Source organism: Desulfofustis glycolicus DSM 9705 (assembly GCF_900130015.1).
GTDB lineage: Bacteria > Desulfobacterota > Desulfobulbia > Desulfobulbales > Desulfocapsaceae > Desulfofustis > Desulfofustis glycolicus.
The window spans coordinates 125,614-148,582 of the sequence record NZ_FQXS01000005.1; the positions used below are offsets into that span (position 1 = coordinate 125,614).

The window sequence follows — 22,969 nt, forward strand, 5'->3', positions numbered from 1 at the left end:
GAGGGATTCGGCACCGTGGTCAAACGATCGGATAGCGGCCGAAGGTTCTGCCGGTATCATACATGGCCACGATATTTTCCGCCGGTACGTCCGGTTGCAGGTTGTGTACCGCGGCCAGCACATAACCGCCGCCGCCGGCAAGGTCTCGCAGTCGCTGCCGGACGTCGGCGGCGACGGTTTTGGGGGTGCCGAACGGCAACACGCGGGTGGTGTCGATGCCGCCCCAGAAGCCGATTTTATCACCGAATTCCGCTTTCAACCGCTGCGGTTCCATGCCCGCTGCGCTGACCTGAACCGGATTGATGAAATCGATACCCATATCGATGAACGAAGGGATCAGGCCGGCCACCGCTCCGCAGGAGTGGTAGAGAATGGTGGCCGGCGTCAGGGAGCGGATGGTCTCGAAGTAGTGACTGTGGCGGGGCTTGATGAACTCATCGTACATCTCCGGGGAGAGGATGCTGCCGCGGGCATCGCTGACATCGTCCGAGCAGCTGACCACATCGATCAGGTCCCCGACTTCCGTCAGGGCCCGCCTGGTTACCTCGGTCCGCAACTCCAGCATGATGTCCATCAGGGTGTTGATCAGAGCCGGCTCGAGGTAGAAGCTCAGGTACCATTTCTCAAAGCCGAGCAGAAATTGCGTCGGGTGGACGATGATATCCTGCAGGTGGAGAACGAGCGCGTACTCGGTCTGCTCGCGTATTGCCAGCGCTTTCTCCCGGAGTCCCCGGATATGTCCCGGGTCAGTCGGGTCGGGCCAGTCCCAGTTGATGGCATCGTGAACCGTGACCTCGCCGCTGAATGGTGAGGCGGTCAGTTCCCAATAGGGCATGCCGGCCGGTTGACGCCTGATCACCCCCAACTCGTCGCGGTGTGTACCGTCGGGCAGCAGCGCCTCCTTGGAGTGATCCGCCTTGCCCAAGGTAATGCCGCGAAAGTCGATGCCGAGGCGTTGCAGCACCGCTTCGGTCGGAGGAGCCAGACCAAGGACCTTGGCGTGACCGTGCAAGGCCGGTTCGTTTCCGTCGTCTTCCATGCCGAGAAAGGTGGTCAGTGCCCGGTAGGTCGGCGCGAGGATGCCTGTGTTGCGGGTCGCTCCCAGATCAAGCGGTACCCGGTCGGACTCTTCATGGTGCAGGGCTTTCAGAACGCGCTCTCTGCTGGTCATCGACATGGTGTGCTCCGTTGTTGGTGTGGCTTGGCGGCAGCGGCGCGATCCGGGTCCCCGGAGAACCCGGCCGAGACATGCACTGCCGCACCGGTCTTGATTGCTGGGAACCTTGAAAAATTGTCGTTTCGCCCAATCTCATCGTTGCGCAATCAAATTTTATCCTCGGAATATCATGTATATGCCTGCGGTAAAATTTTCTTGCTCGCCTCGATCTTGAACGAAATTCCGAATTTTTCAAGCTTCCCTGCGGTTTCAATGGTGGCCGGATACAATCCGGATGAGCCGATTGGCCCGGCTGACGCTGTCGGCGACGAGATGCAGATAGACGCCGCCGGTCGGTAGCTGCTCGCGGATGCTCGCCAGGTCCTCTTCGTCGAAATCACCCCAGAGAATCAGGTTCTTGCGTTCGACAATGTTCTGCAGCACGCCCATCATCTCGGATACCGACGGACCGCCGACGTCCTTGTTGACCTCGATTGCCTGCAATCCATCCATCTGCAGCAACCCATCGACGATGAAAAAGGATGACGGGTGCAGGTGGATCGCCGTATAGTCGTACCCCCGACAGATCACTTCGCCGCAGGGGCGCAGCATTTGTCTGAACAGGGTCGGCGACAACAGCGCCGACAGATCTTCCTGGTACCAGATGCAGCGCCCCGGCGTCCAGACATTATAAAAGCCCATGGACCGGCCACCGTGGAAATCTTCGATCAGCTCGTTGTGCCGCCGCATTACCTCCAAAAAGGCATCGGTCAGCTGATGCAGCAGTGCCCTGCATTTATCCGGCTGCTGAAGGATCGCATAAACCATGGCCTCCTGTCCGAGAAGGGCGCCAAGCATGTCCGACGGCCCGCGCATGATCGGCTCGCCGACCGGGAATCGGCCCGCTGACAGCGCGGTCAGGGCCCTGGTGAATTCGAGAAACTTCTCCAACCACGGGTCGTCGTGCTGCAGCCGAACCTCAGTCTGGCTCTCGATCGTGGCCCCGGTCGGCCGGGAAACGAAACTGTTCTCCATGGCGACGATCTCGCAGCCGAGCATCGCTTCCATCCACGGCATGCCGGTAAACGGTGTGGCGACCCAGAAGCCGTCCTGTTCCACGTCCAGGGACTCCAGAAACATCCGTTCATAGTCGGCCATGAAGGCGTCGACGTCGAGCATCTCCGGGGTGATCACCGTGCCCGGTTGCAGGAGGTGACGCGCCGACTGATAGTGGCGGCTGAAGAAGAAATCCCCGGCCACGGTCACCGAGACCAGGGGCCGGCCGGTATCTTCCCTGTTCCAGAAGCGAGTGTGACGATCTATCTTGTCCTGCACGGAGTTGTCCATGGTCTGCCTTCAGCGCGATGAGATTGTTGGGGATCGGTCATGACCTGTCACCATGGTACTATACCGATCATCGAGGGTGAAGAAAGAAAACGGCGGCGATTGTTCTTTACCGGTACCTATCGGTGTCCGCTGTCACGGCTCTGTTCGGCCAGGTTGTGAGAAAATTCGGGTCTGCTTGCAGAAAAAGGCTTTGAGTGATGATGGCCGTGGCGGTATTTTAATGATTCCGGGCCATGAAGAGGTTGTTAGCCCCGGAGGAACTGCCTACTAAAAGCGGGAACAGCACGTGAGGAAAGGGAAATATGATTGGTGCCATTGCCGGAGACATCATCGGGTCGGTGTATGAGCACCGCCCGATCAAGACCAAGGATTTTCCGTTGTTTGGCCCGCGGGTGCGATTTACCGACGATACCGTGCTGACCGTTGCCGTGGCCGCCGCAATCCTTGCCGGCCAGCCGTACGTCGATGCCGTGCGCTGGTTTGGCCGACGCTATCCCGATGCCGGGTACGGGGGCTCCTTTTTCCGCTGGCTTCATGATGATGATCCGCGTCCCTATGGCAGCTGGGGCAACGGGGCGGCGATGCGGGTCAGCCCGGTCGGGTTCGCCTTTGCCGCTGAAGACGAAGTTCGCCGGCAGGCCCGGATGACCGCAGCCATAACGCATAATCATCCGGAGGGAATCAAAGGGGCCGAGGCCGCTGCACTGACCGTTTTTCTGGCCCGCAGTTACTGGGAAAAGGAAGATATCAGGAAGCGGATCACGGTGCTCTTCGGCTACGATCTCGACCGAAGGATCGACGATATCCGGCCATCATACGGGTTCGACATATCCTGTCAGGGCACGGTTCCGGAGGCGATTATCGCTTTTCTCGATAGTGATTCCTACGAGGATACGGTGCGCAATGCCGTTTCCCTCGGTGGCGACAGCGATACCCTGGCCTGCATCGCCGGCTCCATGGCCGAGGCCTTTTATGGCGGGGTGCCGCCGGTGATCAGGGCACGTGTCGAACAATTGCTGCCGGCAGAGCTCTGGGACGTGGCCACGGCCTTTGCCTCGCGCTATTGTACGTAGCGCGGCCCCGGTGCAAATCAGGCGGAAAGAAAGAAGCAAATCGCGCACAACAGGGAGGCGACGATGTTAACCTGGATGACCCAACCGGAAGCATGGATAGCGCTGAGTACGCTGGTTGCGCTGGAGATTGTTCTCGGGATCGACAATATCGTCTTCATCTCCATTCTCGTCGGGCGACTCCCCGCGGCCCAGCAGAACATGGCACGAAACCTCGGACTGGGACTGGCGATGCTGGCCCGACTGGGACTGCTTTTCAGTCTGGTCTGGGTGATGGGGCTGGTCGAACCGTGGTTTACCGTATTGGGCCGGGAGATTTCCGGACGGGACCTGATCCTGGTCGTCGGTGGTCTGTTTCTGCTCGGCAAGTCGACGCACGAGATCCACCACAGTCTCGAGATCGTCGGGCACCAGGACAAGCCGCCGGCCCGAGCCAAGCTTTTCTCGGTTCTGGCCCAGATTGCCGCCCTCGATATCGTTTTCTCACTCGATTCGGTCATCACCGCGGTTGGTTTGGTCGAGCACCTGTCGATCATGGTGATTGCCATCATCGTCGCGGTCGGTGTCATGCTGCTCGCTGCCAAGACGATCAGCGAATTCGTCGATGCCAACCCGCCGATCAAGATGCTCGCCTTGTCCTTTCTTCTACTGATTGGATTTACGCTTGTCGCCGAAGGATTCGACGTGCACGTGCCGAAAGGCTATATCTATTTTGCGATGGCCTTTTCACTCGGTGTGGAAGTGCTCAATATGCAGATCCGCAAGAGGAAGGCGGCTGCGGTTATCCACCTGAGCAAGAAAATTGAATCATGAATGTGCCAAATCCTGCAATCCCGCCAAAAGGTGTTGGTGTGCGGGGTTCGATTCTCAGGGCAGCATTGCCGGGAGGTCCGTTTTTGGGCATGAGCTTCAGGGTGAGCGGAACATCGGTGCCGATTCGGCCACAACCACATCCGGTAGTGGCTTCAGGTCTGTTGCTGCGATAACTATTCCCGTGATTGTCGTCACATATTGTGTTAAATGGGCCAAGGAAATATCAAAAAACCACAAGCCGGGAGGCGCTAATGGATGGAGTTGTCTTTCTCAATGGAGAGTTTGTCGAAGCCTCGCAGGCTAAGGTTTCAGTGTTCGATCGCGGTTATCTGTTCGGTGATGGCGTGTACGAAGTGCTTCCCGTCATCGGTGGCAAGCTGATCGATCAGGAAAACTTTCTGATCCGTCTGAAAAACAGTCTGGCGGCCGTAGGCATCCGCTGGCCATACAGCGAAGAACGCTATCTCGACATCTTGGAAGAATTGATGCATCGCAATGAGGTTGAAGAAGGCGGTGTTTACACACAGGTTACCCGCGGGGTGGCGGCGCGGGAATTTGCCTATCCCCGGATTGAACCGTGTTGCATGGCCTTTGCTTTCAAGAAAGCACTTGTGGATAACCCGCTGGCCCAAACCGGAGTAGCCGTGGTGACCGTTGACGACATCCGTTGGAAGCGCCGGGACATCAAGTCCATCTCACTGATCGGTCAGTGCATGGCAAAACAGCAGTCAGTAGAAGCAGGTGCCTACGAAGGGTGGATGGTGGAAGATGGCTACATCACGGAAGGGACCTCGTCTACCGCATATATTTGCAAAGACGATACAATCATTACCCGCCCCCTCTCCCGTGCCATCCTGCCCGGTATCCGGCGCAAATCCTTGCTGAAACTGGCGGAGATGGAAGGCGTCCGGATCGAGCAGCGGTTGTTCACCGTCGAGGAAGCATATCAGGCCGATGAAGCGTTTTTGAGCAGCGCGACGACCATCGTGCTTCCCGTTATCAGCATCGACGGGAAGACCATTGGCAACGGCAAGCCGGGCAAATACGCGGCCCTGATGCGGCAGCTCTACATCCGGATGGCCGCTGATGAGTCTCCGGCCAGTCGCTTAGGCTAAGCGGCAAAATGTCAACACGCCGAGTCGTTGCCCTGTCGTAAGACCGCCAGCACGCTCGTCTTCCCGGGCTCCCCGGGGTGTCTGCGCTTTGTTGTTTCTTGACGATTATCGTCTGTGTTGGTTACAAGAAAGGTCGGTTACATCAGACAACCAGCAGGAGGGAGCGGCGTGCGAATTATTCTTGATCATCTCGTTGAGACATTGGGCCAAGGGGAAACCGCAGTTATTGGCGGCATCGTTCGTAGTTCAGGATCGGCGCCGCGGACCTCGGGGGCGTGGCTGATCGCCGGCCAAGTCGGTCTTGTGGCCGGGAGTGTCGGCGGTGGGGCGGTGGAAGGGGCCTGTCTGAAAAAGGCGATGCAGCTTTTGCAGGGACGGGAATCATCCGTGATGCTGCGTTTTTCACTGACCGACCAGTCTCCGGCCGAATCCGGCATGTTGTGCGGCGGCAATATCGAGGTGATCTTAGCACGAGTCGAGCCCGAGCAAACGCCCTTCTTTCGCCGGCTGCAGCAGGGGTACCGGCGGAAGACCCATCCGCTGCTGCTGATTTTTCTGCCTCAAGAGGGATATCCGGCGCGTTTTGGTGTGGTCGATGACGATGCTGACGATAACATTCCGGCAACCCTGCGGCAACAGGTTCTGCAGAACGTCAAGCGAACTCCCTTCCTCGTTTCCCATGATGGCGGGGAGGTGTTTGTCGAGCCGCTCGTTCATCCGGGGACGGTTCATCTGGTCGGCGGCGGCCACGTCGCGTTGGCGACGGCGCAGCTTGCCGCCTTTGTCGGGTTTGCCGTCAAGGTCATGGACGATCGTTCGGAGTTTGCCGATCCCGACCGTTTCCCGCAGGCCGATGAAGTGCGGGTCGTCCCGGGATACAAACAGTGCTTCGGTGAGCAGATGGGCGCCGCCGATTACCTGATTGCCGCGACCCGGGGGCACCACTTTGACCGGGAGGTACTCGCTCAGGCCTTGCGGACCCAAGCCGGTTATATCGGGATGATTGGCAGCCGACGCAAGCGCCAGGCGATTTATGCTCTATTGCAGGAAGAGGGCTTTCGGCCGGCCGACCTGGATCGTGTTCATTGCCCTATCGGTCTGACCATCGGCGCCCAAACGCCCCAGGAGATCGCCGTGAGTATCGTCGCCGAGCTGGTGCAGGTGCGGGCCGACACCATGTCATGAAAATCGGCGCGGTTATCCTGGCCGCCGGCCTGTCGTCCCGCATGGGCGCTCTCAAGCCGCTGGTTCAGCTCGGTGACAAGACGATGCTGGCCCACGGGATCGGCGTGTTCCGCCGCTGCGGGATCAAATCCATCCTGGTCGTGACCGGTCATCGGGGCGATGAGGTGCAGGCCGAGGCGCGGCAGCTCGGCGTCTCCTGGTGTCATAATCCCGATTTTGCGCGGGGCATGTTTTCCTCGATACAGGCGGCCGTAAAACAGGTTCCTAAACTGGACGGGTTTTTTCTGCTGCCGGTCGATATTCCGCTCGTCCGGCCGGTAACCGTGGCGACGCTGTGCGCCGCGTTCGAGCGTAAAAAAGTAATCTGCCCCAGTTTTCGCGACCTGCGCGGCCACCCGCCGCTCATTCCCGCTCGATTGTTTCCCGAGATTCTTAGCTATGATGGAACCGGCGGTCTCGACGGTTTGCTGAGCCGGCAGGCAAAAGCGTTGCCAGTGTGGGATCGGGGCATCCTGCTCGATGCCGATACTACCGATGATCTTGTCGTGTTGGAGCGAAAACTATCCCGGCTTGCCATCGGCGAGCCGGAAGAGGCGCTGGCTCTGGCCTCGATGATGATGCCGCCACGCGGGCTGGCCCACGGTCTGGCGACTGCCCGGGTGGCTGTAGCCATCGGTCGGCGCTTGCAGCAGCACGGCCATGATCTCGATCTCGATATCATATTCAATGCCGCAGTGCTCCACGATATCGCCAAAGGCAAAAACCCCCACGAACTCAGAGGCGGGCAATTGCTCAAAAAAGTCGGTCTCGGCGGGCTGGCCGACATTGTCGCTGCTCATCGTGACATCGCTCCCCCTGGTACGGGATCATTGAGTGAGAAGGAAGTGGTCGGGCTGGCCGACAAATTGGTGCGCGGCAGTCAGCCGGTTACCGTGCAGGAACGTTTTGCCGAAAAGCTCGTTCGTTATGGGGCAAATCAAAAGGCCTGCCGAGCCATTCGGTCACGCTTGGAAAAGGCACTGGCTCTGCAGGAAGAGGTGGAGAGACGCATCGGCTCCCGGATCGAGGATATTCTTCTGTCAATCCGGGCGCAGGAAGAGCAGGGCGGTGAATAAGGGACAACTATCCTCCGGCAGGGAGTCCTCCGTGGTTGTTCCTTGGTTGCCAATTTCCTGCCCAATCTTGTTCAGATAGCATCTGCCCGCGTTGTCGATCTATATTTGATTCGGATGGTCGAAGATTGTTTGACCGGCTCTCTTCGGCTTTTTGCTAAGATATTAGGATATTCGAGAAGAAAAGAGGGACGCCGGCACGAGCGGAAAATCGTTGCCCGATCGGGTGGGATTGGCTAGGATGTTGGCATGAATGGTGAATAATGCGATTTCACAGACACGTGTGCCGCTTACCGACATGCGTGTCTGCGCGTCGTACAAACGATCCTCCCCTCCCAAGCCAGGATATCCCATGATTCGTATCGCACCGATGGCTGACCGTGTTTGCTCCGTCGCTCTTGTTGTCGTGCTTGTCGGGTTCTTGTTGGCCGGATCTTCGGGGCGGGTAGCGGCACTGGATACTAGTTCGGACAGTTGGTGGGCACTGGTCGGCTATGGCCAGAGTGTTCCCGGATGGGGCAGGACCACTGAACGGGTGCAAACGATCGATTTCGGGCTGCGCTACCAACACCACATTTTCGACGATCTTGGCAGCGACTGGTACCAGGGCTTCCATTCCATTCTGGTGGAGCTCCCGGTTCATCTGGTGGTCAGTCCTGATGAGTCGGCCATGGTCGGGGTAAATTTTCTGGCGGCCTATACGTTCACCGCCGATGAGCGGTGGCGGCCCTATATCTTTGGTGGCGGCGGGCCGGTGTATAGCTTTGCCGATATTGACGGCATGGGAGCTGATCTCAACGGCAACTACCAGTTCGGCGTCGGCCTGGAATATCAACTGCCGGATTCTCGTCAGTTGCTCGTGGAATTGCGCTACCATCATATCTCCAACGCCGGCAGCGAAGACCCCAACGTTCCGCTCAATTCCGGTAAATTCCTGGTCGGTGTCAGGTTCTGAGGTTCGGCTGATGGCAGAGCACGGCGGCTTTCCTTCCGCAGACCCCATGACCGACGAGGCGGAACCGGATATCAATGACGGTCTGCGTATCGTCAGCTATTCGACGAATCGGGAGGGTCGGTGCATCCGCCATCAGGACCATGGCTGGCAGCCGGTAAATATCGTTAATCGCCAGGCATGGCAGGAAATTGAAAAGAGCATTGGTGCATCCAAAAAGAAAGTTGCCGTCGGGTCGGTGAGTTGCCTGCATTATTACATGACCGCCCACCAGATGACGCCGGCGCTTCTGGCCCGTTATACCGGCCAGTCGTCCTGGTTGGTCCGCCTTCATCTCGTTCCCTTTATTTACAAGAGACTGGGCCGGGCGACCCTGCAGAAGTACGCTGAGCTCTTTCAGGTATCCATTGCTGATCTGACCGGTGGCGAACTGCGTCCTCCCATCTATTGCCGCGGGTAGCATGGAGTACGAACCAACCTTTCCGCATCGGCAGTCGGCCCATTGTGAAAGTGGCGTCGTTGCGAACCTGATCCGCCAGCGCGGTATCGAGATCTCGGAAGCGATGGCGTTCGGCATCGGCAGGGGCCTTTTTTTCGGTTATTTCCCCTTTATCAGGATCAATGGACTGCCGCTTGTCACCTATCGTTCGGTGGCCGGGCAGATCATCAGACAATTCAGCAGACTGCCCGGGTTTACCTTGCAGCGGCAGACTTTTCGCGATCGGGACCGGGCGATGGGCGAACTCGATGCCGTGCTCGCCGCCGGCCACCCCGTCGGCCTGCAGACCGGCGTTTTCTGGCTGCCCTATTTCCCCAGAGCACTTCGCTTTCATTTCAACGCCCATAACCTGGTGGTCTACGGCAAGCAGGGAGAGGACTACCTGGTCAGTGATCCGGTATTTCCTGCGCCGGTTCGCTGCGCGGCGCCGGATCTGGCCCGGGCGCGCTTTGCTTCCGGAGCGCTGGCGCCTCGGGGCAAAATGTATTACTTCGCCGCGACCCCGGAGCATTTCGACTGTCGGCCGCATCTGCGCAGCGGGATTCGCGGAGTTTGCCGGGCGATGCTTGGTAGCCGGTTTCCGCTGATCGGCACCAGGGGCATACGCTTTCTCGCCGGTCGCCTGGAACGCTGGCCGGCGCGCTTGGGTCGGGAGCGGGCGATCCTGCACCTAGGTCACGTCGTAAGGATGCAGGAGGAGATCGGCACCGGTGGCGCCGGATTTCGCTTTATGTTCGCCGCCTTTCTCCAGGAGAGTGCGGAAATGCTGCGTGAACAGCTGTTGCAGGACAGTTCTGCCGCGTTGGTCGCCGCCGGTGATCTGTGGCGCGACTTTGCGGCTATGGCCACCCGCATTTGCAAGGAGCGCACCCGGCCCGGTGATTCCTATGATGAGCTGGCCGGTTTGCTGCGCAGCTGCGCCGATCGGGAAGAATCGGTTTTTCGCACACTGAACCGGTGGGCCGGATGATGCCGCAGCAGATCGCCGAACCTGCTGTGGCCGGTAAATCTTCAGGCCCTGTTATCGTCGCCCGTTCAGTGCTGAAAACCTACCGCAAGAGCGCTACCCCGGCCCTGAGCGGCATGAGTGTCGAGGTTAATGCCGGGGAGTTCTACGGACTGATCGGGGCCAACGGGGCCGGGAAGACCACGCTTATTTCCCTTTGTTGCGGCCTGCTGAGCCAGGACAGCGGGACGGTTCTGGTCATGGGGTTGGAGCCGCGCCACCATCCTCGTCAGGTCAAGAAACTGATCGCCCTGGTGCCGCAGCACATCGCCCTCTACGAGCGACTTACTGCCAGCGAGAACCTGCTCTTCCTTGGAAAAATGTACGGTCTTGGCGGCGCTCAGCTCAGGGACCGGGTGGCAGACTGCCTGGCCTTCGTCCAGCTGAGTCGGCATGCCGAGCAGCGGGTAGCCACTTATTCCAGCGGCATGAAACGTCGCCTGAATCTTGGCGCCGGCCTGCTTGCCGAGCCTTGCATCCTGTTTCTCGACGAACCGACCGTCGGCATCGATATTCAGTCCCGCCAGTTGATATACGACAATCTCCGTGAACTCAATCGATGCGGAACTACTATTTTTTATACGACTCATTACCTGAGGGAGGCCCAGGAGCTGTGCAGCCGAATCGGTATCGTCAATGGTGGCCGGCTGATCGACGAAGGCCCTCCGGAACTATTGCTGGCGAGAAATCAAAGTGGTAGTCTTGACGGCCTCTTGCTACGGCTGGCGGGGACGGGTCCCGACGATGGTTGAGCGATCGCGATTCGGGAAGTGGCCTGCGGCTTGTCCGGCGGCGACAAAGGATACGACAGTGGTGCCATGTTGAAACTGCTCGCCGTTGCCGCCCGGGAATTGCTGCTGCTCGCCCGGGACCGTCCCGGATTGCTGGTCCTCTTTTTCATGCCGGCGATCCTGGTGATCGTCATCACCCTGGTGCAGGATAACGTCCTGCGGCTGACCGGCCAGGCGCCGACGCAGGTGCTTTATCTCGATCTGGATGGTGGTGTTGTCGGCCGAAAGCTGGCACAGCAGCTGACCGAAAGCGGCCTGCAACTCGTTGACCCGGAGGCAGAGCAGCGCGAGACAGCAGCGATCCAGGCGGCGGTTGCAGACGGCACCTATCGGATGGGAATCGTCGTTCCGGCCGGTACCTCGGCGCGGGTCCGGCAGGAATCGGCGAGGCTGATGACCAAAATGACGGCAGGGGAGGCGCCCGAGCTGTCCGGTGGGCTGCCGGTGCCGGTCTTTTTTGATCCGGGTATCCTACCCTCGCTGCGGACCGGTCTGAACAGCCGGGTGGCAATGGCGCTGGCGGCTATCTCGGTCGATCAGCAACTCACCCAGCTAAACCGTGTTCTGGACCCTCTGCTGGCGGCGCTGCCGGGGCAACGAGCAGGATCTGCCGGGTCTGTCGCCGAACTCTCCGAACTACTCAAACAGCCCCTGCTGGTCGCCGATGAGCAGCACGGCCGGGGGGAACTGCCGGGAAGTTCTCCCTATGATCCGGTCCAGCAAAATGTACCGGCCTGGGCCCTGTTCGGCGTCTTCTTCACCGCCATTCCGATTGCCGGTGGCCTGTTGCAGGAGCGTACCTCGGGGATTTGGACCCGGCTGATGACACTGCCCGTCTCGCCGTTGACCCTGATCGGCGGTAAACTAGCCGCCTATTTGGTGATCTGCTGCTGCCAGTTTCTGCTCATCGGGCTGATCGGCACCGTCGTTTTTCCGGTGGCCGGTCTGCCGGCCTTTACCGTTTCCGCTCCACCGGCCTCGCTGTTGACCGTCGTGCTCCTGTCCAGCCTGGCTGCCTGCGGCTATGGCATCCTTCTTGGGACCCTGTGCACCTCGTATGAACAGGCCTCGACGATGGGGGCGACTTCGGTGGTCGTGGCCGCCGCCCTGGGCGGGATCATGGTGCCGGTCTACGCCATGCCGCCGCTCATGCAGTGGTTCAGTGTGGTTTCCCCGCTGAATTGGGGGCTCAACGCCTTTCATGACCTGCTGGTCAGAGGCGAGACGCTGGCCTCGCTGAGTGATGATCTGGTGCGGCTGTCCCTCTTTTCGCTGGTTACCCTTGGCCTGGCCGCCTGGAAATTGCGCAGCTGTCAATGAGGGGCTGCGTAACCGGGCGGTATCTGTTATATAGCCGGTGTTTCAACTGCGACAAGTAACTCTTCCGGACGTACAATGAATACTATGGACTCACTGGAGCGGGAGCTGCTGGTCCTGATCTGCAGAACCTGTAATCTCCAAGATGTAGATATGGACCGAATCAAGCTGAATGATCCCTTGATCGGGCCGGATTCCCCGTTGGGGATCGACTCTTTGGATGCGTTGGAAATTGCCGTTACCGTGCAGCAGGAGTATGGCGTTCGCCTCAATTCCGAACAGACCAGCAGAGTCGTCCTGCAGACCCTGGCCACCCTTGCCGACCATATCAGAAATCATCGGCAGCAGGGGTGAGCAGCGAGGTCTGGCTCAGAGAACCGTCAACTGCAGATAGCCCACCGAGAACCGGCCGCTCTCAGGGATCATGCCCAGGAGCCGGTCGCCTTTCCGCAGCTTTCCCGAACGAAACAACTCCTCGAGCATAATAAAGAAAGAGGCGGAACCGGTATTGCCCTTGTCGGCGAGATTGGTGTACCAGCGATCTTCCGGGATGGCGAAGCCGATATCATGCAGCTGCTGGGCCAGTGGTACCCTGAAATAGTCGGAGGAGTAGTGCGGCAGAAACCAGTCGATATCGTCCGGGGCCAGTCGGTATTTGGCAACGAGCGGCGGCAGGCTGTCGCCGACCAGGGTGGCGATCACCTGCCGGTTGAGCAGCCGGGCATCCTGCTTGATGGTGAAAATGCCCTGGCCCGCCGGTTGGCCCTGTCGCAGCAACTCCCGCCAGCCGGTCAGGCTGCCGTCCTGGTGCTTGATTGCGCCGGCGTACATGCAGGACTCCAACCGCTGCGCATGGGAGATGATCTCGATCCAGTCGATCCGCAGACTGAGCCGGTCGTCGCCGGCCGGCCGGTTGTCGATCCAGACTGCGCCGGCGCCGTCCGAAAGCATCCAGCGGAGAAAGTCGGCCTCGAAGCAAAAAGCCGGATGGCCTTCTCCGACCTCATCCCTGGCACCGCCGTTCATGGCCATGAAAAAGTCGTTGCCGAGATATGAAGATGCCGATTCGGAGCCGGTGGCCACCGCATTGGGCGAGGCGCCCAGCGCGACGGCCATCGCTCCGTATTTGAGTGCGGTGATCCCGGTCAGGCAGACGCCGGCGGTACTGACCACCTCGCACGGCTCGATGCCGAGTTCACCATGGACCATCGACGCGTGGCCGGGCATCAGCTGGTCGGGCGAGGAAGTGCCGCAGCACAGGCAGGCGATCGGCTCGCCGCCTATCGTGGACTGCAACAGGCGGACCGCTTCGGCGGTCAGAGCGGCGTTGCTGTGGGTCGATCGGCCGCTGTCGGGGTCGATGGCATAGTACCTGGTCTTGATGCCATTGCCGGCCAGGATGAGTCGTCTGGTCCGGGACGAAAGTTTTTCGACGGATCCGAGAAAGCGGTCCAGGTCTTCGTTACTTACCGGGGCACCCGGCAAGAAGGCGGAAACTGCAGTGATATAGGCGTTCATTGGCTAGAGTCGGGCATTGTGGTGGCTGGCCGCGAGCAGCTGGACGTAGCGTGTATAAAACCGCTCTTCGGGCAGCCGGGTTGGCATGACCGCGTTGGTCAGCGTGTAATAGTCGAGGTCATGGTTGGTGATCCGGGAATGCAGTTGTCGATGGAGTGGGGTGCCGGGTAGCGGCGTCAGGACGGTGATCATCGGCAGGTCGATGCTCCGGGTGGCCAGGTAGGTGGTGAGCCGCTCGAAGTCTTCTTCGTCATAATCCGGCGAGATGATGAAATCGCCAACGATGGTGATGCCGAGTTCGCCGAGCAGCGCGATGGCCTCGGTATTGGTTTGTACCTGCGACGATTTCTGCATGGCCGCCAGCGAAGCGTCGGCAACCTCCTCGAAGCCGATGATCACCGCCCGTAGCCCCGCATCTTTCCAGATACGCAGCAACTCCGGGTAACGAACCACGGTATCGGCACGAATATCGGCGAGATACTGCTTCTTGATGCCGGACTCGAGCAAGGCTCGGCCAAGGGTCATGGCCCGTTCGATATCGCCAAAGGTGTTGGCGTCGACGAATCTGATCACCGGTACCGCATCGAGCATCCGGATGTCGCGAAGTACGGCGTCAACGGGCTTGGTCAGGTAGCTGCCGCCGGTCTGCCCCTGGATGCAGCAAAACGAGCAGCGGTGCGGGCAGCCGAAGGCGGTGGCGACAAAGCCCATGGTGATGCCGAGCTTTTCCAGGCGATAACTGCTGCGATAGCCGCTCACCAGATGATAGGCGGGCGGACGATCGACCACCAGATCCTTGGCCGTGGCCCGGCGGGATTGAGGTATGAGACGCGTACCGGGTGTCGTTCTGAGGACCCCCGGTACCAATGAGTCGTCGGTCGACGGGCCGTGCTGCAAGCTCTCAATCAGGTCGGCAAAGCGCTTCCTACCGAGACCGGTGACGATATAATCGACGGCGGGATCGTTGAAGAACTGGGGATCGTTGCTGGCGTGGATGCCGCCGATCACAACGGTGGCCCGACACCGCTTGTTGATTTCTCGGGCGAGGCGCAGCATCGTATTGGCCTCACAGGTTACACCGGTCAGACCGATTACCTCGGGCCGAAAATCGTCGAGTTCGACATCGAGGCCGTCCGGTTCTACTTTAAGATCGAGGATCCGGACGTCGTGATCGGGCAGGTTACCGGCCAATTCCTCAAGCGCCAGCGGTTCGCCGCGGAAGATCTGCTTGAGCGAGGTAATGCCGTAGCGTTCTTCCGGGATGGAGCGTCCACAATTGGGCGGGTTGACGAGCAGGATATTCATGGATCGTCTCGGAAACGGTGCCGGGTGTTGAGGTGATGCTGCCGGGGGGCGGATTTCTCGCTGCGCACCCGGCAAAATAGCCGGTTCCCGGTGAGATTGCAATTCATGATAGCGCCGGCGGGGCGCCTGGTGCACCCTGCTCGCCAGCCACTCGGGCGACGAGCCAAATCAACTCTTCATTGGTTGGTGTCGGCTCGCAGCAGACCAGGTCATAGCCCGCAGCGGTGAAGACGGCCGCCATTTCGGCGGCGGTGTGGTAGCGCGGGGTGCAGTCGGCCAGCCGGACCCTGATATCTTCGAGTCGCCAGGCCCAGGAGAGATGGCCCGGCGGCCGGGTTACGAAACGGGCGACGACGATGCCGCCGGTGGCAAGCTTCGGCCGTATCACGGCGGACAACGTGTGAAGCGCTTCGTCGTCGAGGTAGTGCAGCATATCAAGCAGCAGCGCCACATCGGCCGGAGTCTCGACGGTCGGCAGTTCCGGCGCCCAGCCGCGGCTGATCCTGCCACGTTCACCGCCGGCGAGAGCGGCGATTCGCACTTTTTCAGGGTCCGGCTCGATCCCGTGGACGAACGAGCCTGGATAGTGTTCCAGGCACCAGCAGGCGGGGACGCCATGACCGCAGCCGATATCGATAATGGTCTTGATTGACGACCGGTGGGCGAGCATCCCGGGCAGGTCGGCAAACATCGGGTCGAAGCGCAGTTTGAGCCGGGCGAACAGGCGCGGATAGGCCTCAAGGGTGCGGTAGCGTGCCAGCAGACGCTGATCGGGATTGGCCGTCGGCGCGGCTGACTGTCCGGCGCGGACGTTGAAGTAGGAGGTGAGCAGCGGCGGCAGCAGCAGAAAGGTGCCGATCAGCGAATAGCCAAGTCCGAGTGCTGATGTGATGCCGATACTGCGCAGCAGGGAATGATCGGCAAAACAGAGTGCGCCGAAACCGATCAGGGTCGAGGCGGCGGCTAGGACGACTCCGCTGCCGGCCAGTACGAACGAAGGATGGTCGGTGCGACGATAGCGCTGGTGGGCCCGGACGAAAAAGATCGAGTAGTCGATGCCCATGCCGAAGACGACGACCGCGAGCATCAGGGCCGGGATATCGAGTGGTCGGCCGATGAAACGAAGGGTGGCCAGGGTGCAGACATAGGCAAAAACGACCGGCAGTAAGGTGAGTACGGTCAGGGACAGATCGAGATAAAAGAGAGCGAGCAGCACCGCGACGCTGACCGCGATCACCGCCAGCATGGTGACAAACGTGGAGAAGAGCACGTCGGCAAGCCGGTCGCTGAAATAGGAGCCATCGAAGATGGTGACCGCTTCGGTGAATCCTTCGATAAAGCTCGGAGCCGCGTAGATGTTGCCGGGAATGGCGGTGATGAACTGGATCAGGCCATCCTGCTGCGGGGCTTCGACGATTCCGAGCAGCTGGTAATAGTCGGCCGGGACCGGTTCGGCGGCCCGGACGGACGGTTCATTGACAGTGGCGAGAAAGGTGCTGAAGGCATCTTCGGCAAAGCCCCGAGTGGCTGCCGTGTTCTGCAGCGTGGCGGTGAGCCGCGCCACCCGCTCCTCGTGCCAGAATTCCTGCCAGGCCGCCAGGTTGTCGGTCTGGCGCCGGGAGCCGGGGAAGAGCAGCGACGGCACGAAGGCGGACGCCAGGATGTTCTGCTCGATATCTTGTTCGAGCTGTTCCAGGAGCCGGTCGTTTTCGCGTTGTAGGTCGGCCGGAGAGGCCGATGAATGCATCAAAAATATCCGGTCGTCGCCGTCTCCCCAGACCGTGGCGAATGCTTCGTCGGCAGCGCGGGTCTTCTCTCCGACAGTGTTCATGCTGCTCAGTTGTACCGCGAAGTGCGGTCTGGCGAAAAAGATCAAACCGGCGGTCACCAGCAGTGCGGCCACGGCGAGCGTTTTGCTCGGATGCGAGAGTCTGCCGACCAGCGACTGGAGGGGCAGGCGGCGTGGGCTACCCGGCGGCATGGTCGGAAAGAGACGCGGCATGGCCAGGTGCACGAAAAGAAAGGAAAAGCAGATACCCAGCGCGGTGAACTGGCCGAGTTGGGTAAAGATCGGAAACGGACTGAGGCTGAGTATCAGGAAGGCGCCGACCGAGGTGACGACGGCCATGATACCGATCGCGAAGACCTCGTGGGAGGCCTCCCTGCCCCTGGTCTGATAGGGCCGATCGAGAAAGAGCAGGTAGGTGATGCCGTGATCGACGGTGATGGAAATGAGCGCCCCGCCGAAACCGAGCACCATCACCGAAATCGTGTCGTGCAGTAGGGAGTAGCAGAACAGTGCCGCCGCCGAGCCGGCAAAGGCCGGCAGCAGTGCCGTCAGGCCGAGCAGCGGGCGCGGAAAGGCGAACAACAGCAGCGCGGCGATGCCTAGGGTGGCCAGCCCGAGTGCCAGCTGGACATCCCGGCGGATGATGCGTTCGTTGTCGAGCGCCGCGCGATAGGCTCCGACCGGCGTAACGCTGAGTTGGTTCTCAGGCAGATTGAAGCGGTGGGCCAGCAGACGAACGCTGTTGTCGATCTGTTCGGCAATCTGCCGCGCTGCCGTGGAGTCTGTTCCGGAACCAAGCGGATCGGCGGTCAGCAGCAGGTGGCGGCCATCGGCGGAGAGCAGGTGGCCACGGTAAAATCTGATCTTGCTCGACGGCGTCAGCAGGGCCAGTTTAGCCAGGATCAGGTCCTTGAAACCGAGCGGGTCGGCCTCGATGAAGCGCTGCTGACCGATCCCTTCCATGGTGCTCAGCTCGGTGACCAGTCGGTTCAATCGCTGCTCGATTCGCGGGGGGGTGAGCAGGGGAGCGACGTGTTGTTCCAGATCGGCGGCCGAGAACAGAGCCGGCAGGTTGCGCACGACATGGAGTGTCAGCTCCTGCAGCTGTTGCCCGACGTCGGCAAAACCGACCCGGTTGAACAGACCGCTTGCTGCAAGCTCGCTTTGCAGCGCATCGCCGTAGTCGACGAGCAGGTCGGGATTGTCGTCGGCCAGGGCGATGTCGATAGCAACCTGGTCGTGGATGGGATGATGCTCGAAGATCAGGGCGGCATCGGCGAGGACCTTTTCGCCGGCCGGTAGCGAACGCACGATGTCGGTCTCGATGTCCAATCGCAGGATACCTGCGGCAGCAAGACCGACAGTGAGGAGAACGGCAAGCAGCAGGGGACGGTAGCGAATAATCATCATGCCGGTCGAAGAATCGAAAGACGCCCGCTGTCCGTCGTATGGTCACCCGTTCGGCCGCGGCCCTGGCCGTCGGCTGTGGGTCGCACGCCCGCGAAACTGAAACAATAGAGACGTGCGCCTACGGAGCAATAGCGGAAAATATTCCGGACCTCCCTGTTCGCAGTTGTCGAATAGAGCGGGGGTCGGTACACTGGTGCTGCCGTCGCTGCCGAGCGACTAGGTCGGGACGTTTTTTCAACAGCAGAGGGTTTGTGTTCAGAAAAAGTATTATCAGACTTGGTGAGACCGGCTTTGTCCGTTCGGCCATTGACGAACAGGTCGATTTGTCGGCGTTCAGGGAAAAACCGACGCCGACGGCAATAATCGGTCTGGTCGTAATCGGATTGAGTTATATCGTCGGCTGGCCGGCCATCGCACTGCTCGGGATTGTCGCGATCAAACTGCAGGAACCGCTGCTCGCGGTGATCGGTGGTCCTCTGCTCTACGGTCTGTCGCATCTCGTCTTCATCCTCGGCATGTATTTGTGCGGGGCCTTCTACTCGATGGTCATGGTGCGCTGGTTGACCCGGGTTTCAATGGAGAAACTGCTTGTCTGGGCAAAGGTCAAGACCTGATCCAGGCCGGCGGCTTGAGTTTTCCCCTGCTGACATCGCGCATCCGCAGCCCGGTTACCGTCTCGCAGATTTCCCCGTCGTCCTGGTAAATCCACAGATTGAAACGTAACTCGTCCGTGCTCTGACTGATCAGCTCGACCTGGGTCCGGTAATCGGCTCCCGATTCCGTCGGCCGGTTGACGACCCGGCGGTCGAAACCGACCGGAAACGGGATGAAATCGGCTATTCGTTGTCCACAGACACAGGCGGCATGCAGGGCGCCGTCGAGTGGAAACGGTGAGCCGAGCAGTGTATAGGCCGTCCGCTCGACCGGCGTCTTTGCTGGGGCCGTAAGCCTGCCGACCGCTCCCCCGGCAAAGAGCTGCAGATTTCCCTGCAGACTCCGGTAACCGGGGCCGAACGGCACCAATTCCCGATAGATGCGATTTACCTCTATCTCGCCGGCTGCGCCGGTCAGAGGAGCCGGTTCCGGTTCGGCGGGGGCCTGTTGTTCCCGACTGGCCGGAAAGATCACCTCTCCGTGAATCTGCACCTGGGTGCAGGCCTTCAATCGGACCCTGCTGGCAAAAGCGGTTTGCAGCGAGCCGTCGGCTCGGGTCTCGATGGTCAGCGTGGTGTGGATCGTCGATGCACCTGCCGGAAGTGGCAGAAATTTGGGAAAACGGGCCTGCTCCATGATCCTGACAGTACAGTCGGGGTGGCGGCGGGCCGTCTGTTCGGCCATCAGCAGCAGCGTTTCCACTGCCGGCAGGACGGCCCGGCCGCCGAAGCGATGGTCATAGAACCATGGCTGGACTGCGATCTCGACGGGAATCTCGACGGGGGTGTGCCGACCGGTCATCAGCGTGGGAATTCCTGCCACAGTCTGATCGTCTTCGCATCGATCTCGACCGGGATGCCTTTGCCGTTGATTGCGCAATGCTTGGTGAAACCGGTGCAGACGATTTCGCCGTTGTCGGCGCGAGTGATCAGGTAATCGAACTGCAGTTTGACCAGTTCCAGGTTGGTCGGCCGGGTCTGGATATACATCAGATCGTCATAGAACAGCGGTGAATAGTAATTGAGTCCGGTCTGGATAATCGGGTAGACGTAGCCGCTTTCCTCGATCGCTTTGTAGGGATAGGACAGGTCGCGCATCAGCGAGGCCCTGCCGAATTCGAAATAGCGCAGGTAATTGGCGTGATAGACGACCTGGGAACGATCGGTGTCCACATAGAGGGTGCGCAGTTCGCAGCGATGCCAGATGATACCGCTGTTCTTGTCCCTGACGTAGGAGCTGTCGTCGAGCAATTCGGCAATGAACGGTTTCGGTCGCATTATCTTCCCTGAAAAACGATACAGCAATTGGTGCCGCCAAATCCGAAGGAGTTGGACAGGACGAATTCGTGGGCATGTTTTCTCGCCTGGTTGGGAACCACGTCCAGGTCGGCGAAGGCCGGGTCTGGCAGGTGGTTGACGGTTGGCAGCACGATTTCCCGGTGCATCGCCTCAATGGCCAGACACGCCTCGATGGCGGCGGAGGCTCCAAGGCTGTGCCCGATTTGCGATTTGTTGGCCGAAATGGGGAGGTCCGGCAGCCGCTCGCCGAAGACGGTGCGCAGGCAGGCAACCTCGAGACTGTCACCGGTCGGGGTCGATGTGCCGTGGGCGTTGATGGCACCGATGTCGCCGGCTGAGAGTTCCGCATCGTCGATAGCCGCCAGCATTGCCCTGGTCACTGTTTTGCTGTTGGGCCGGGTGAAGTGATGGGCGTCGGAATTCCAGCCGATACCGCCGATTTCCGCTCGTGGTGTCAGACCATGGGTTTTGGCTGCTTCTTCGGCTGCCAGGACGAGAACAGCGGCCCCTTCGGCCAGAACGAAGCCCTTACGGTCGATGCTGAATGGCCGGGATGCCTGGCTTGGGTCCTGGGCTGCCCGGTCCGAAGGTTTGATTTTGATGGTTGCCTGCATATTGGCAAAACCCTGGATGATTTCCGGGATCAGGCAGGTCTCAACGCCGCCAGCCAGGACGAAATCGCAGTCGCCGTCCCGGATCATTCGGGCACCGAGCGCGATGGCGTGGTTGCCCGAGGCGCAGGCGCCCTGCGGCGAGAAAATCGGGCCGGTGAAGCCGAGCAGCATGCCGGCCTTGCCGGCCGGCAGATTGGCGCAGACATTGGGCAACAGGTACGGACTGACTTTGGTCGGCCCGTGGTTGACGTAATTGTCCATGGCAATCCGGTAGCTGTCGGTGCCGTTGAGGGCCGAGCCGATCAGGCAGCCGGTGCGGGGTCCGGTCAGGTCATCGATTTCCAGGCCGGCGTGGTCAAGGGCCCGGCGGCAGATCTCCATGGTCAAGAACACGTAGGAAGCGTCCCAGAGCGAGGCTTCTTTACGGGTCACGTACGGCAGCGCAGCTGGGTCCCAATCGGGGATTTCGCCGACCACGTTGCTGCGAGTGGTGGTGTGGCAGCGGCTGATGCGGCGCAGGCCGGCCTTGCCGGCGCTGGCCAACTCCCAGCTGTCGGCAAAGGTGGCGCCGAGCGCGGTGGCGGCGTCGTAGCCGACGACGAGGACTTTGCGGTTTTTCGGAGCTTTCATGGGGACTCTCTTATCCGGTCCTGCGAAATATCGCGCAGGCGTTGCAGCCGCCGAAGCCAAAGGAGTTTTTCAGCACGTATTCCTGCTCCAGGCGGCGGCAGCCTTCAGCGACGCAATCGATCTCGATGGTGGGATCCGGCTGGTAATTGATCGTCGGCAGCAGCAGGCTCTGCTCCATGCCGTGCAGGGTGAAGACCGTCTCAATAGCGCTGGAGGCGCCCATGGCGTGGCCGATCAGGGACTTGTTGGCGCTGACCGGCGGCAGACCGTCGGGAAAAACCGCCTTGAGCGCATCATATTCGACCTGGTCGCCGACCTTGGTCGATGTAGCGTGGGCATTGACGGCGTCGATAGCCGCCGGGCTCAGGCGGGCATCCCCGATCGCCTCGAGCATGCACTGGTGCACGGTAGGAAAGTACGGCGCGACAAAATGATGGGCATCCGAGGTCATTCCCCAACCGGCCAGTTCCGTGACATGTTTCAGGCCGTGCGCATCGGCGAATTCCCTGGTGGTAACAATGATCGCCGCGGCCCCTTCGGACAGCACGAAGCCGCGCCGGTCGGCAGAAAACGGGCGACTGGCCGCCTGCGGCGGTTCGTCCTCCCGACCCGGTTTCGGGATATAGATGCCGTTCATTGTATAAAAGCCGGCAACGATCGGCTCCACCAGTGCGAAGTCGACGGCTCCGCAGATGGCCACGTCGGCCCTTCCCTGGGCCAGTAGCAGAGCGGCGATGAGGATTGAGGAAAGTCCGGTGGCGCAGGCGGTGATCGGCGCGGTGATCGGACCCTGAGCGCCGGTTTCGATGGCGACCTTGCCGCCGACCATATTAATGCAGGAGTTAGGGTTGGCATAGGGGTGTGGTAATTTGTTTTCGGCTTGAAGGCGCCGATCGGCGGTAACGACCGCATCCAATCCGCCGACGGCTGAGCCGAAGGTCACCGCCACCCGCGGCGCGATCTCCGGGGTAATCGTCAGGCCGCTACGTTCCAGGGCCCTGGTTACCGTGAGCAGCGCGTATTTGAAGACCGGCGAACTCCAGGCGGCCTGGTGGCGGGCCGACAGAAACGGATAGTCGGCTGTGCCGATATCCGGAACCTGACCGGCGATGCGCACCGGAAAACCGTCGGGTAGCGCGAATCTGGTCAAGCTGCCGATGCCGCTTTGGCCGGCCGCGGCTTTTCGCCACTGCTCGTCCAGGTGCTCTCCCAATGGAGAGATGGCGTCATAGCCGACCACCACCACGTCTCGTAAACCCATGAAGCTCCTTATGCCGAAGTGACCGTCCGTAGTGCCGGAGGATTGTGGTGTGGACCTGCTGCGGTGGCTCCGTACCGGGAGGGGGACGGCAGGTCGGTGACCCGGCCCGCCGACGGCGAGAGCGAGT

21 protein-coding genes are annotated in these 22,969 nt (G+C 60.5%); 12 read left to right on the forward strand and 9 right to left on the reverse strand.

Annotated elements, in window-relative coordinates; translation table 11 throughout:
• Nucleotides 1-19: 19 nt before the first annotated feature.
• The gene (locus tag BUC26_RS06095; protein WP_084540482.1) at nucleotides 20-1,177 is read right to left on the reverse strand and encodes a uroporphyrinogen decarboxylase family protein; all 1,158 of its coding nucleotides are present in this window, start codon (nucleotides 1,175-1,177) and stop codon (nucleotides 20-22) included.
• 249 nt (nucleotides 1,178-1,426) lie between these two features.
• On the reverse strand, nucleotides 1,427-2,503 hold the full coding sequence (locus BUC26_RS06100) for a hypothetical protein (RefSeq protein ID WP_073374296.1): 1,077 nt from the start codon (nucleotides 2,501-2,503) through the stop codon (nucleotides 1,427-1,429).
• A 302-nt stretch (nucleotides 2,504-2,805) separates the two neighbouring features.
• On the opposite strand from BUC26_RS06100, the gene BUC26_RS06105 reads away from it, so the two are divergent.
• The 11 genes from BUC26_RS06105 (at nucleotide 2,806) to BUC26_RS06155 (ending at nucleotide 12,717) form a co-directional block, all read left to right on the forward strand.
• Complete coding sequence (locus BUC26_RS06105; protein ID WP_073374298.1) at nucleotides 2,806-3,576, forward strand: ADP-ribosylglycohydrolase family protein; 771 nt, start codon at nucleotides 2,806-2,808, stop codon at nucleotides 3,574-3,576.
• Nucleotides 3,577-3,639: 63 nt separating this feature from the next.
• On the forward strand, nucleotides 3,640-4,386 hold the full coding sequence (locus BUC26_RS06110) for a TerC family protein (RefSeq protein WP_073374300.1): 747 nt from the start codon (nucleotides 3,640-3,642) through the stop codon (nucleotides 4,384-4,386).
• A gap of 251 nt (nucleotides 4,387-4,637) precedes the next feature.
• On the forward strand, nucleotides 4,638-5,501 hold the full coding sequence (locus BUC26_RS06115) for a D-amino-acid transaminase (protein ID WP_073374302.1): 864 nt from the start codon (nucleotides 4,638-4,640) through the stop codon (nucleotides 5,499-5,501).
• A 168-nt stretch (nucleotides 5,502-5,669) separates the two neighbouring features.
• Nucleotides 5,670-6,686 (forward strand): XdhC family aldehyde oxidoreductase maturation factor, encoded by a 1,017-nt coding sequence (locus BUC26_RS06120; RefSeq protein WP_073374304.1) that lies wholly within the window; start codon nucleotides 5,670-5,672, stop codon nucleotides 6,684-6,686.
• Nucleotides 6,683-7,801, forward strand: coding sequence for a DVU_1551 family NTP transferase (locus BUC26_RS06125; RefSeq protein WP_073374306.1), 1,119 nt, complete (start codon nucleotides 6,683-6,685; stop codon nucleotides 7,799-7,801). The genes BUC26_RS06120 and BUC26_RS06125 overlap by 4 nt, the downstream gene beginning before the upstream one ends.
• A 349-nt stretch (nucleotides 7,802-8,150) precedes the next feature.
• The gene (locus BUC26_RS06130) at nucleotides 8,151-8,753 is read left to right on the forward strand and encodes an acyloxyacyl hydrolase (protein WP_161949804.1); all 603 of its coding nucleotides are present in this window, start codon (nucleotides 8,151-8,153) and stop codon (nucleotides 8,751-8,753) included.
• Between the two features lie 10 nt (nucleotides 8,754-8,763).
• Nucleotides 8,764-9,210, forward strand: coding sequence for a DarG family dialkylresorcinol biosynthesis protein (locus BUC26_RS06135; protein WP_084540484.1), 447 nt, complete (start codon nucleotides 8,764-8,766; stop codon nucleotides 9,208-9,210).
• A 1-nt stretch (nucleotide 9,211) separates the two neighbouring features.
• The gene (darH, locus tag BUC26_RS06140; protein WP_073374308.1) at nucleotides 9,212-10,219 is read left to right on the forward strand and encodes a BtrH-related acyltransferase DarH; all 1,008 of its coding nucleotides are present in this window, start codon (nucleotides 9,212-9,214) and stop codon (nucleotides 10,217-10,219) included.
• Entirely contained in the window at nucleotides 10,216-11,007 is a 792-nt protein-coding gene (locus BUC26_RS06145; protein ID WP_084540485.1) for an ABC transporter ATP-binding protein, read from the forward strand. The genes darH and BUC26_RS06145 overlap by 4 nt, the downstream gene beginning before the upstream one ends.
• Before the next feature lie 66 nt (nucleotides 11,008-11,073).
• Entirely contained in the window at nucleotides 11,074-12,366 is a 1,293-nt protein-coding gene (locus BUC26_RS06150; RefSeq protein ID WP_073374449.1) for an ABC transporter permease, read from the forward strand.
• Between the two features lie 75 nt (nucleotides 12,367-12,441).
• Nucleotides 12,442-12,717 carry a phosphopantetheine-binding protein gene (locus tag BUC26_RS06155; RefSeq protein ID WP_073374310.1) on the forward strand — a complete coding sequence of 92 codons (276 nt, stop codon included), beginning with the start codon at nucleotides 12,442-12,444 and terminating at the stop codon, nucleotides 12,715-12,717.
• Between the two features lie 15 nt (nucleotides 12,718-12,732).
• On the opposite strand, the gene BUC26_RS06160 is transcribed toward BUC26_RS06155, so the two are convergent.
• The 3 genes from BUC26_RS06160 to BUC26_RS06170 form a co-directional block, all read right to left on the reverse strand.
• Nucleotides 12,733-13,881 (reverse strand): beta-ketoacyl-ACP synthase III, encoded by a 1,149-nt coding sequence (locus BUC26_RS06160; RefSeq protein ID WP_073374322.1) that lies wholly within the window; start codon nucleotides 13,879-13,881, stop codon nucleotides 12,733-12,735.
• 3 nt (nucleotides 13,882-13,884) lie between these two features.
• The gene (locus BUC26_RS06165; protein ID WP_073374324.1) at nucleotides 13,885-15,186 is read right to left on the reverse strand and encodes a B12-binding domain-containing radical SAM protein; all 1,302 of its coding nucleotides are present in this window, start codon (nucleotides 15,184-15,186) and stop codon (nucleotides 13,885-13,887) included.
• A gap of 103 nt (nucleotides 15,187-15,289) precedes the next feature.
• Nucleotides 15,290-18,385 (reverse strand): MMPL family transporter, encoded by a 3,096-nt coding sequence (locus tag BUC26_RS06170; RefSeq protein ID WP_084540487.1) that lies wholly within the window; start codon nucleotides 18,383-18,385, stop codon nucleotides 15,290-15,292.
• A gap of 251 nt (nucleotides 18,386-18,636) precedes the next feature.
• Here BUC26_RS06170 and BUC26_RS06175 point away from each other — a divergent pair, with 251 nt between their 5' ends.
• On the forward strand, nucleotides 18,637-18,999 hold the full coding sequence (locus tag BUC26_RS06175; protein WP_073374326.1) for a hypothetical protein: 363 nt from the start codon (nucleotides 18,637-18,639) through the stop codon (nucleotides 18,997-18,999).
• On the opposite strand, the gene BUC26_RS06180 is transcribed toward BUC26_RS06175, so the two are convergent.
• The 4 genes from BUC26_RS06180 to BUC26_RS06195 are packed head-to-tail and all read right to left on the reverse strand — an operon-like array spanning nucleotide 18,989 to nucleotide 22,842.
• The gene (locus BUC26_RS06180) at nucleotides 18,989-19,861 is read right to left on the reverse strand and encodes a polyketide synthase dehydratase domain-containing protein (protein WP_143165926.1); all 873 of its coding nucleotides are present in this window, start codon (nucleotides 19,859-19,861) and stop codon (nucleotides 18,989-18,991) included. The genes BUC26_RS06175 and BUC26_RS06180 overlap by 11 nt on opposite strands.
• Entirely contained in the window at nucleotides 19,840-20,316 is a 477-nt protein-coding gene (locus BUC26_RS06185; RefSeq protein WP_084540488.1) for an acyl-CoA thioesterase, read from the reverse strand. Before BUC26_RS06185 ends, BUC26_RS06180 begins: the two co-directional genes overlap by 22 nt.
• Nucleotides 20,316-21,581, reverse strand: coding sequence for a beta-ketoacyl-[acyl-carrier-protein] synthase family protein (locus BUC26_RS06190; protein ID WP_073374330.1), 1,266 nt, complete (start codon nucleotides 21,579-21,581; stop codon nucleotides 20,316-20,318). Before BUC26_RS06190 ends, BUC26_RS06185 begins: the two co-directional genes overlap by 1 nt.
• A 10-nt stretch (nucleotides 21,582-21,591) precedes the next feature.
• Nucleotides 21,592-22,842 carry a beta-ketoacyl-[acyl-carrier-protein] synthase family protein gene (locus tag BUC26_RS06195; protein WP_073374332.1) on the reverse strand — a complete coding sequence of 417 codons (1,251 nt, stop codon included), beginning with the start codon at nucleotides 22,840-22,842 and terminating at the stop codon, nucleotides 21,592-21,594.
• Nucleotides 22,843-22,969: the final 127 nt, after the last annotated feature.

What these genes read in the sequence shown, in the direction of transcription:
- BUC26_RS06095 (WP_084540482.1), bottom strand. Translation starts at nt 1,177, where the DNA reads ATGTCGATGACCAGCAGAGAGCGCGTTCTGAAAGCCCTGCACCATGAA.
- BUC26_RS06100 (WP_073374296.1), bottom strand. Translation starts at nt 2,503, where the DNA reads ATGGACAACTCCGTGCAGGACAAGATAGATCGTCACACTCGCTTCTGG.
- BUC26_RS06105 (WP_073374298.1), top strand. Translation starts at nt 2,806, where the DNA reads ATGATTGGTGCCATTGCCGGAGACATCATCGGGTCGGTGTATGAGCAC.
- BUC26_RS06110 (WP_073374300.1), top strand. Translation starts at nt 3,640, where the DNA reads ATGTTAACCTGGATGACCCAACCGGAAGCATGGATAGCGCTGAGTACG.
- BUC26_RS06115 (WP_073374302.1), top strand. Translation starts at nt 4,638, where the DNA reads ATGGATGGAGTTGTCTTTCTCAATGGAGAGTTTGTCGAAGCCTCGCAG.
- BUC26_RS06125 (WP_073374306.1), top strand. Translation starts at nt 6,683, where the DNA reads ATGAAAATCGGCGCGGTTATCCTGGCCGCCGGCCTGTCGTCCCGCATG.
- BUC26_RS06130 (WP_161949804.1), top strand. Translation starts at nt 8,151, where the DNA reads ATGATTCGTATCGCACCGATGGCTGACCGTGTTTGCTCCGTCGCTCTT.
- BUC26_RS06135 (WP_084540484.1), top strand. Translation starts at nt 8,764, where the DNA reads ATGGCAGAGCACGGCGGCTTTCCTTCCGCAGACCCCATGACCGACGAG.
- darH (WP_073374308.1), top strand. Translation starts at nt 9,212, where the DNA reads ATGGAGTACGAACCAACCTTTCCGCATCGGCAGTCGGCCCATTGTGAA.
- BUC26_RS06145 (WP_084540485.1), top strand. Translation starts at nt 10,216, where the DNA reads ATGATGCCGCAGCAGATCGCCGAACCTGCTGTGGCCGGTAAATCTTCA.
- BUC26_RS06150 (WP_073374449.1), top strand. Translation starts at nt 11,074, where the DNA reads ATGTTGAAACTGCTCGCCGTTGCCGCCCGGGAATTGCTGCTGCTCGCC.
- BUC26_RS06155 (WP_073374310.1), top strand. Translation starts at nt 12,442, where the DNA reads ATGAATACTATGGACTCACTGGAGCGGGAGCTGCTGGTCCTGATCTGC.
- BUC26_RS06160 (WP_073374322.1), bottom strand. Translation starts at nt 13,881, where the DNA reads ATGAACGCCTATATCACTGCAGTTTCCGCCTTCTTGCCGGGTGCCCCG.
- BUC26_RS06165 (WP_073374324.1), bottom strand. Translation starts at nt 15,186, where the DNA reads ATGAATATCCTGCTCGTCAACCCGCCCAATTGTGGACGCTCCATCCCG.
- BUC26_RS06170 (WP_084540487.1), bottom strand. Translation starts at nt 18,385, where the DNA reads ATGATGATTATTCGCTACCGTCCCCTGCTGCTTGCCGTTCTCCTCACT.
- BUC26_RS06185 (WP_084540488.1), bottom strand. Translation starts at nt 20,316, where the DNA reads ATGCGACCGAAACCGTTCATTGCCGAATTGCTCGACGACAGCTCCTAC.
- BUC26_RS06190 (WP_073374330.1), bottom strand. Translation starts at nt 21,581, where the DNA reads ATGAAAGCTCCGAAAAACCGCAAAGTCCTCGTCGTCGGCTACGACGCC.
- BUC26_RS06195 (WP_073374332.1), bottom strand. Translation starts at nt 22,842, where the DNA reads ATGGGTTTACGAGACGTGGTGGTGGTCGGCTATGACGCCATCTCTCCA.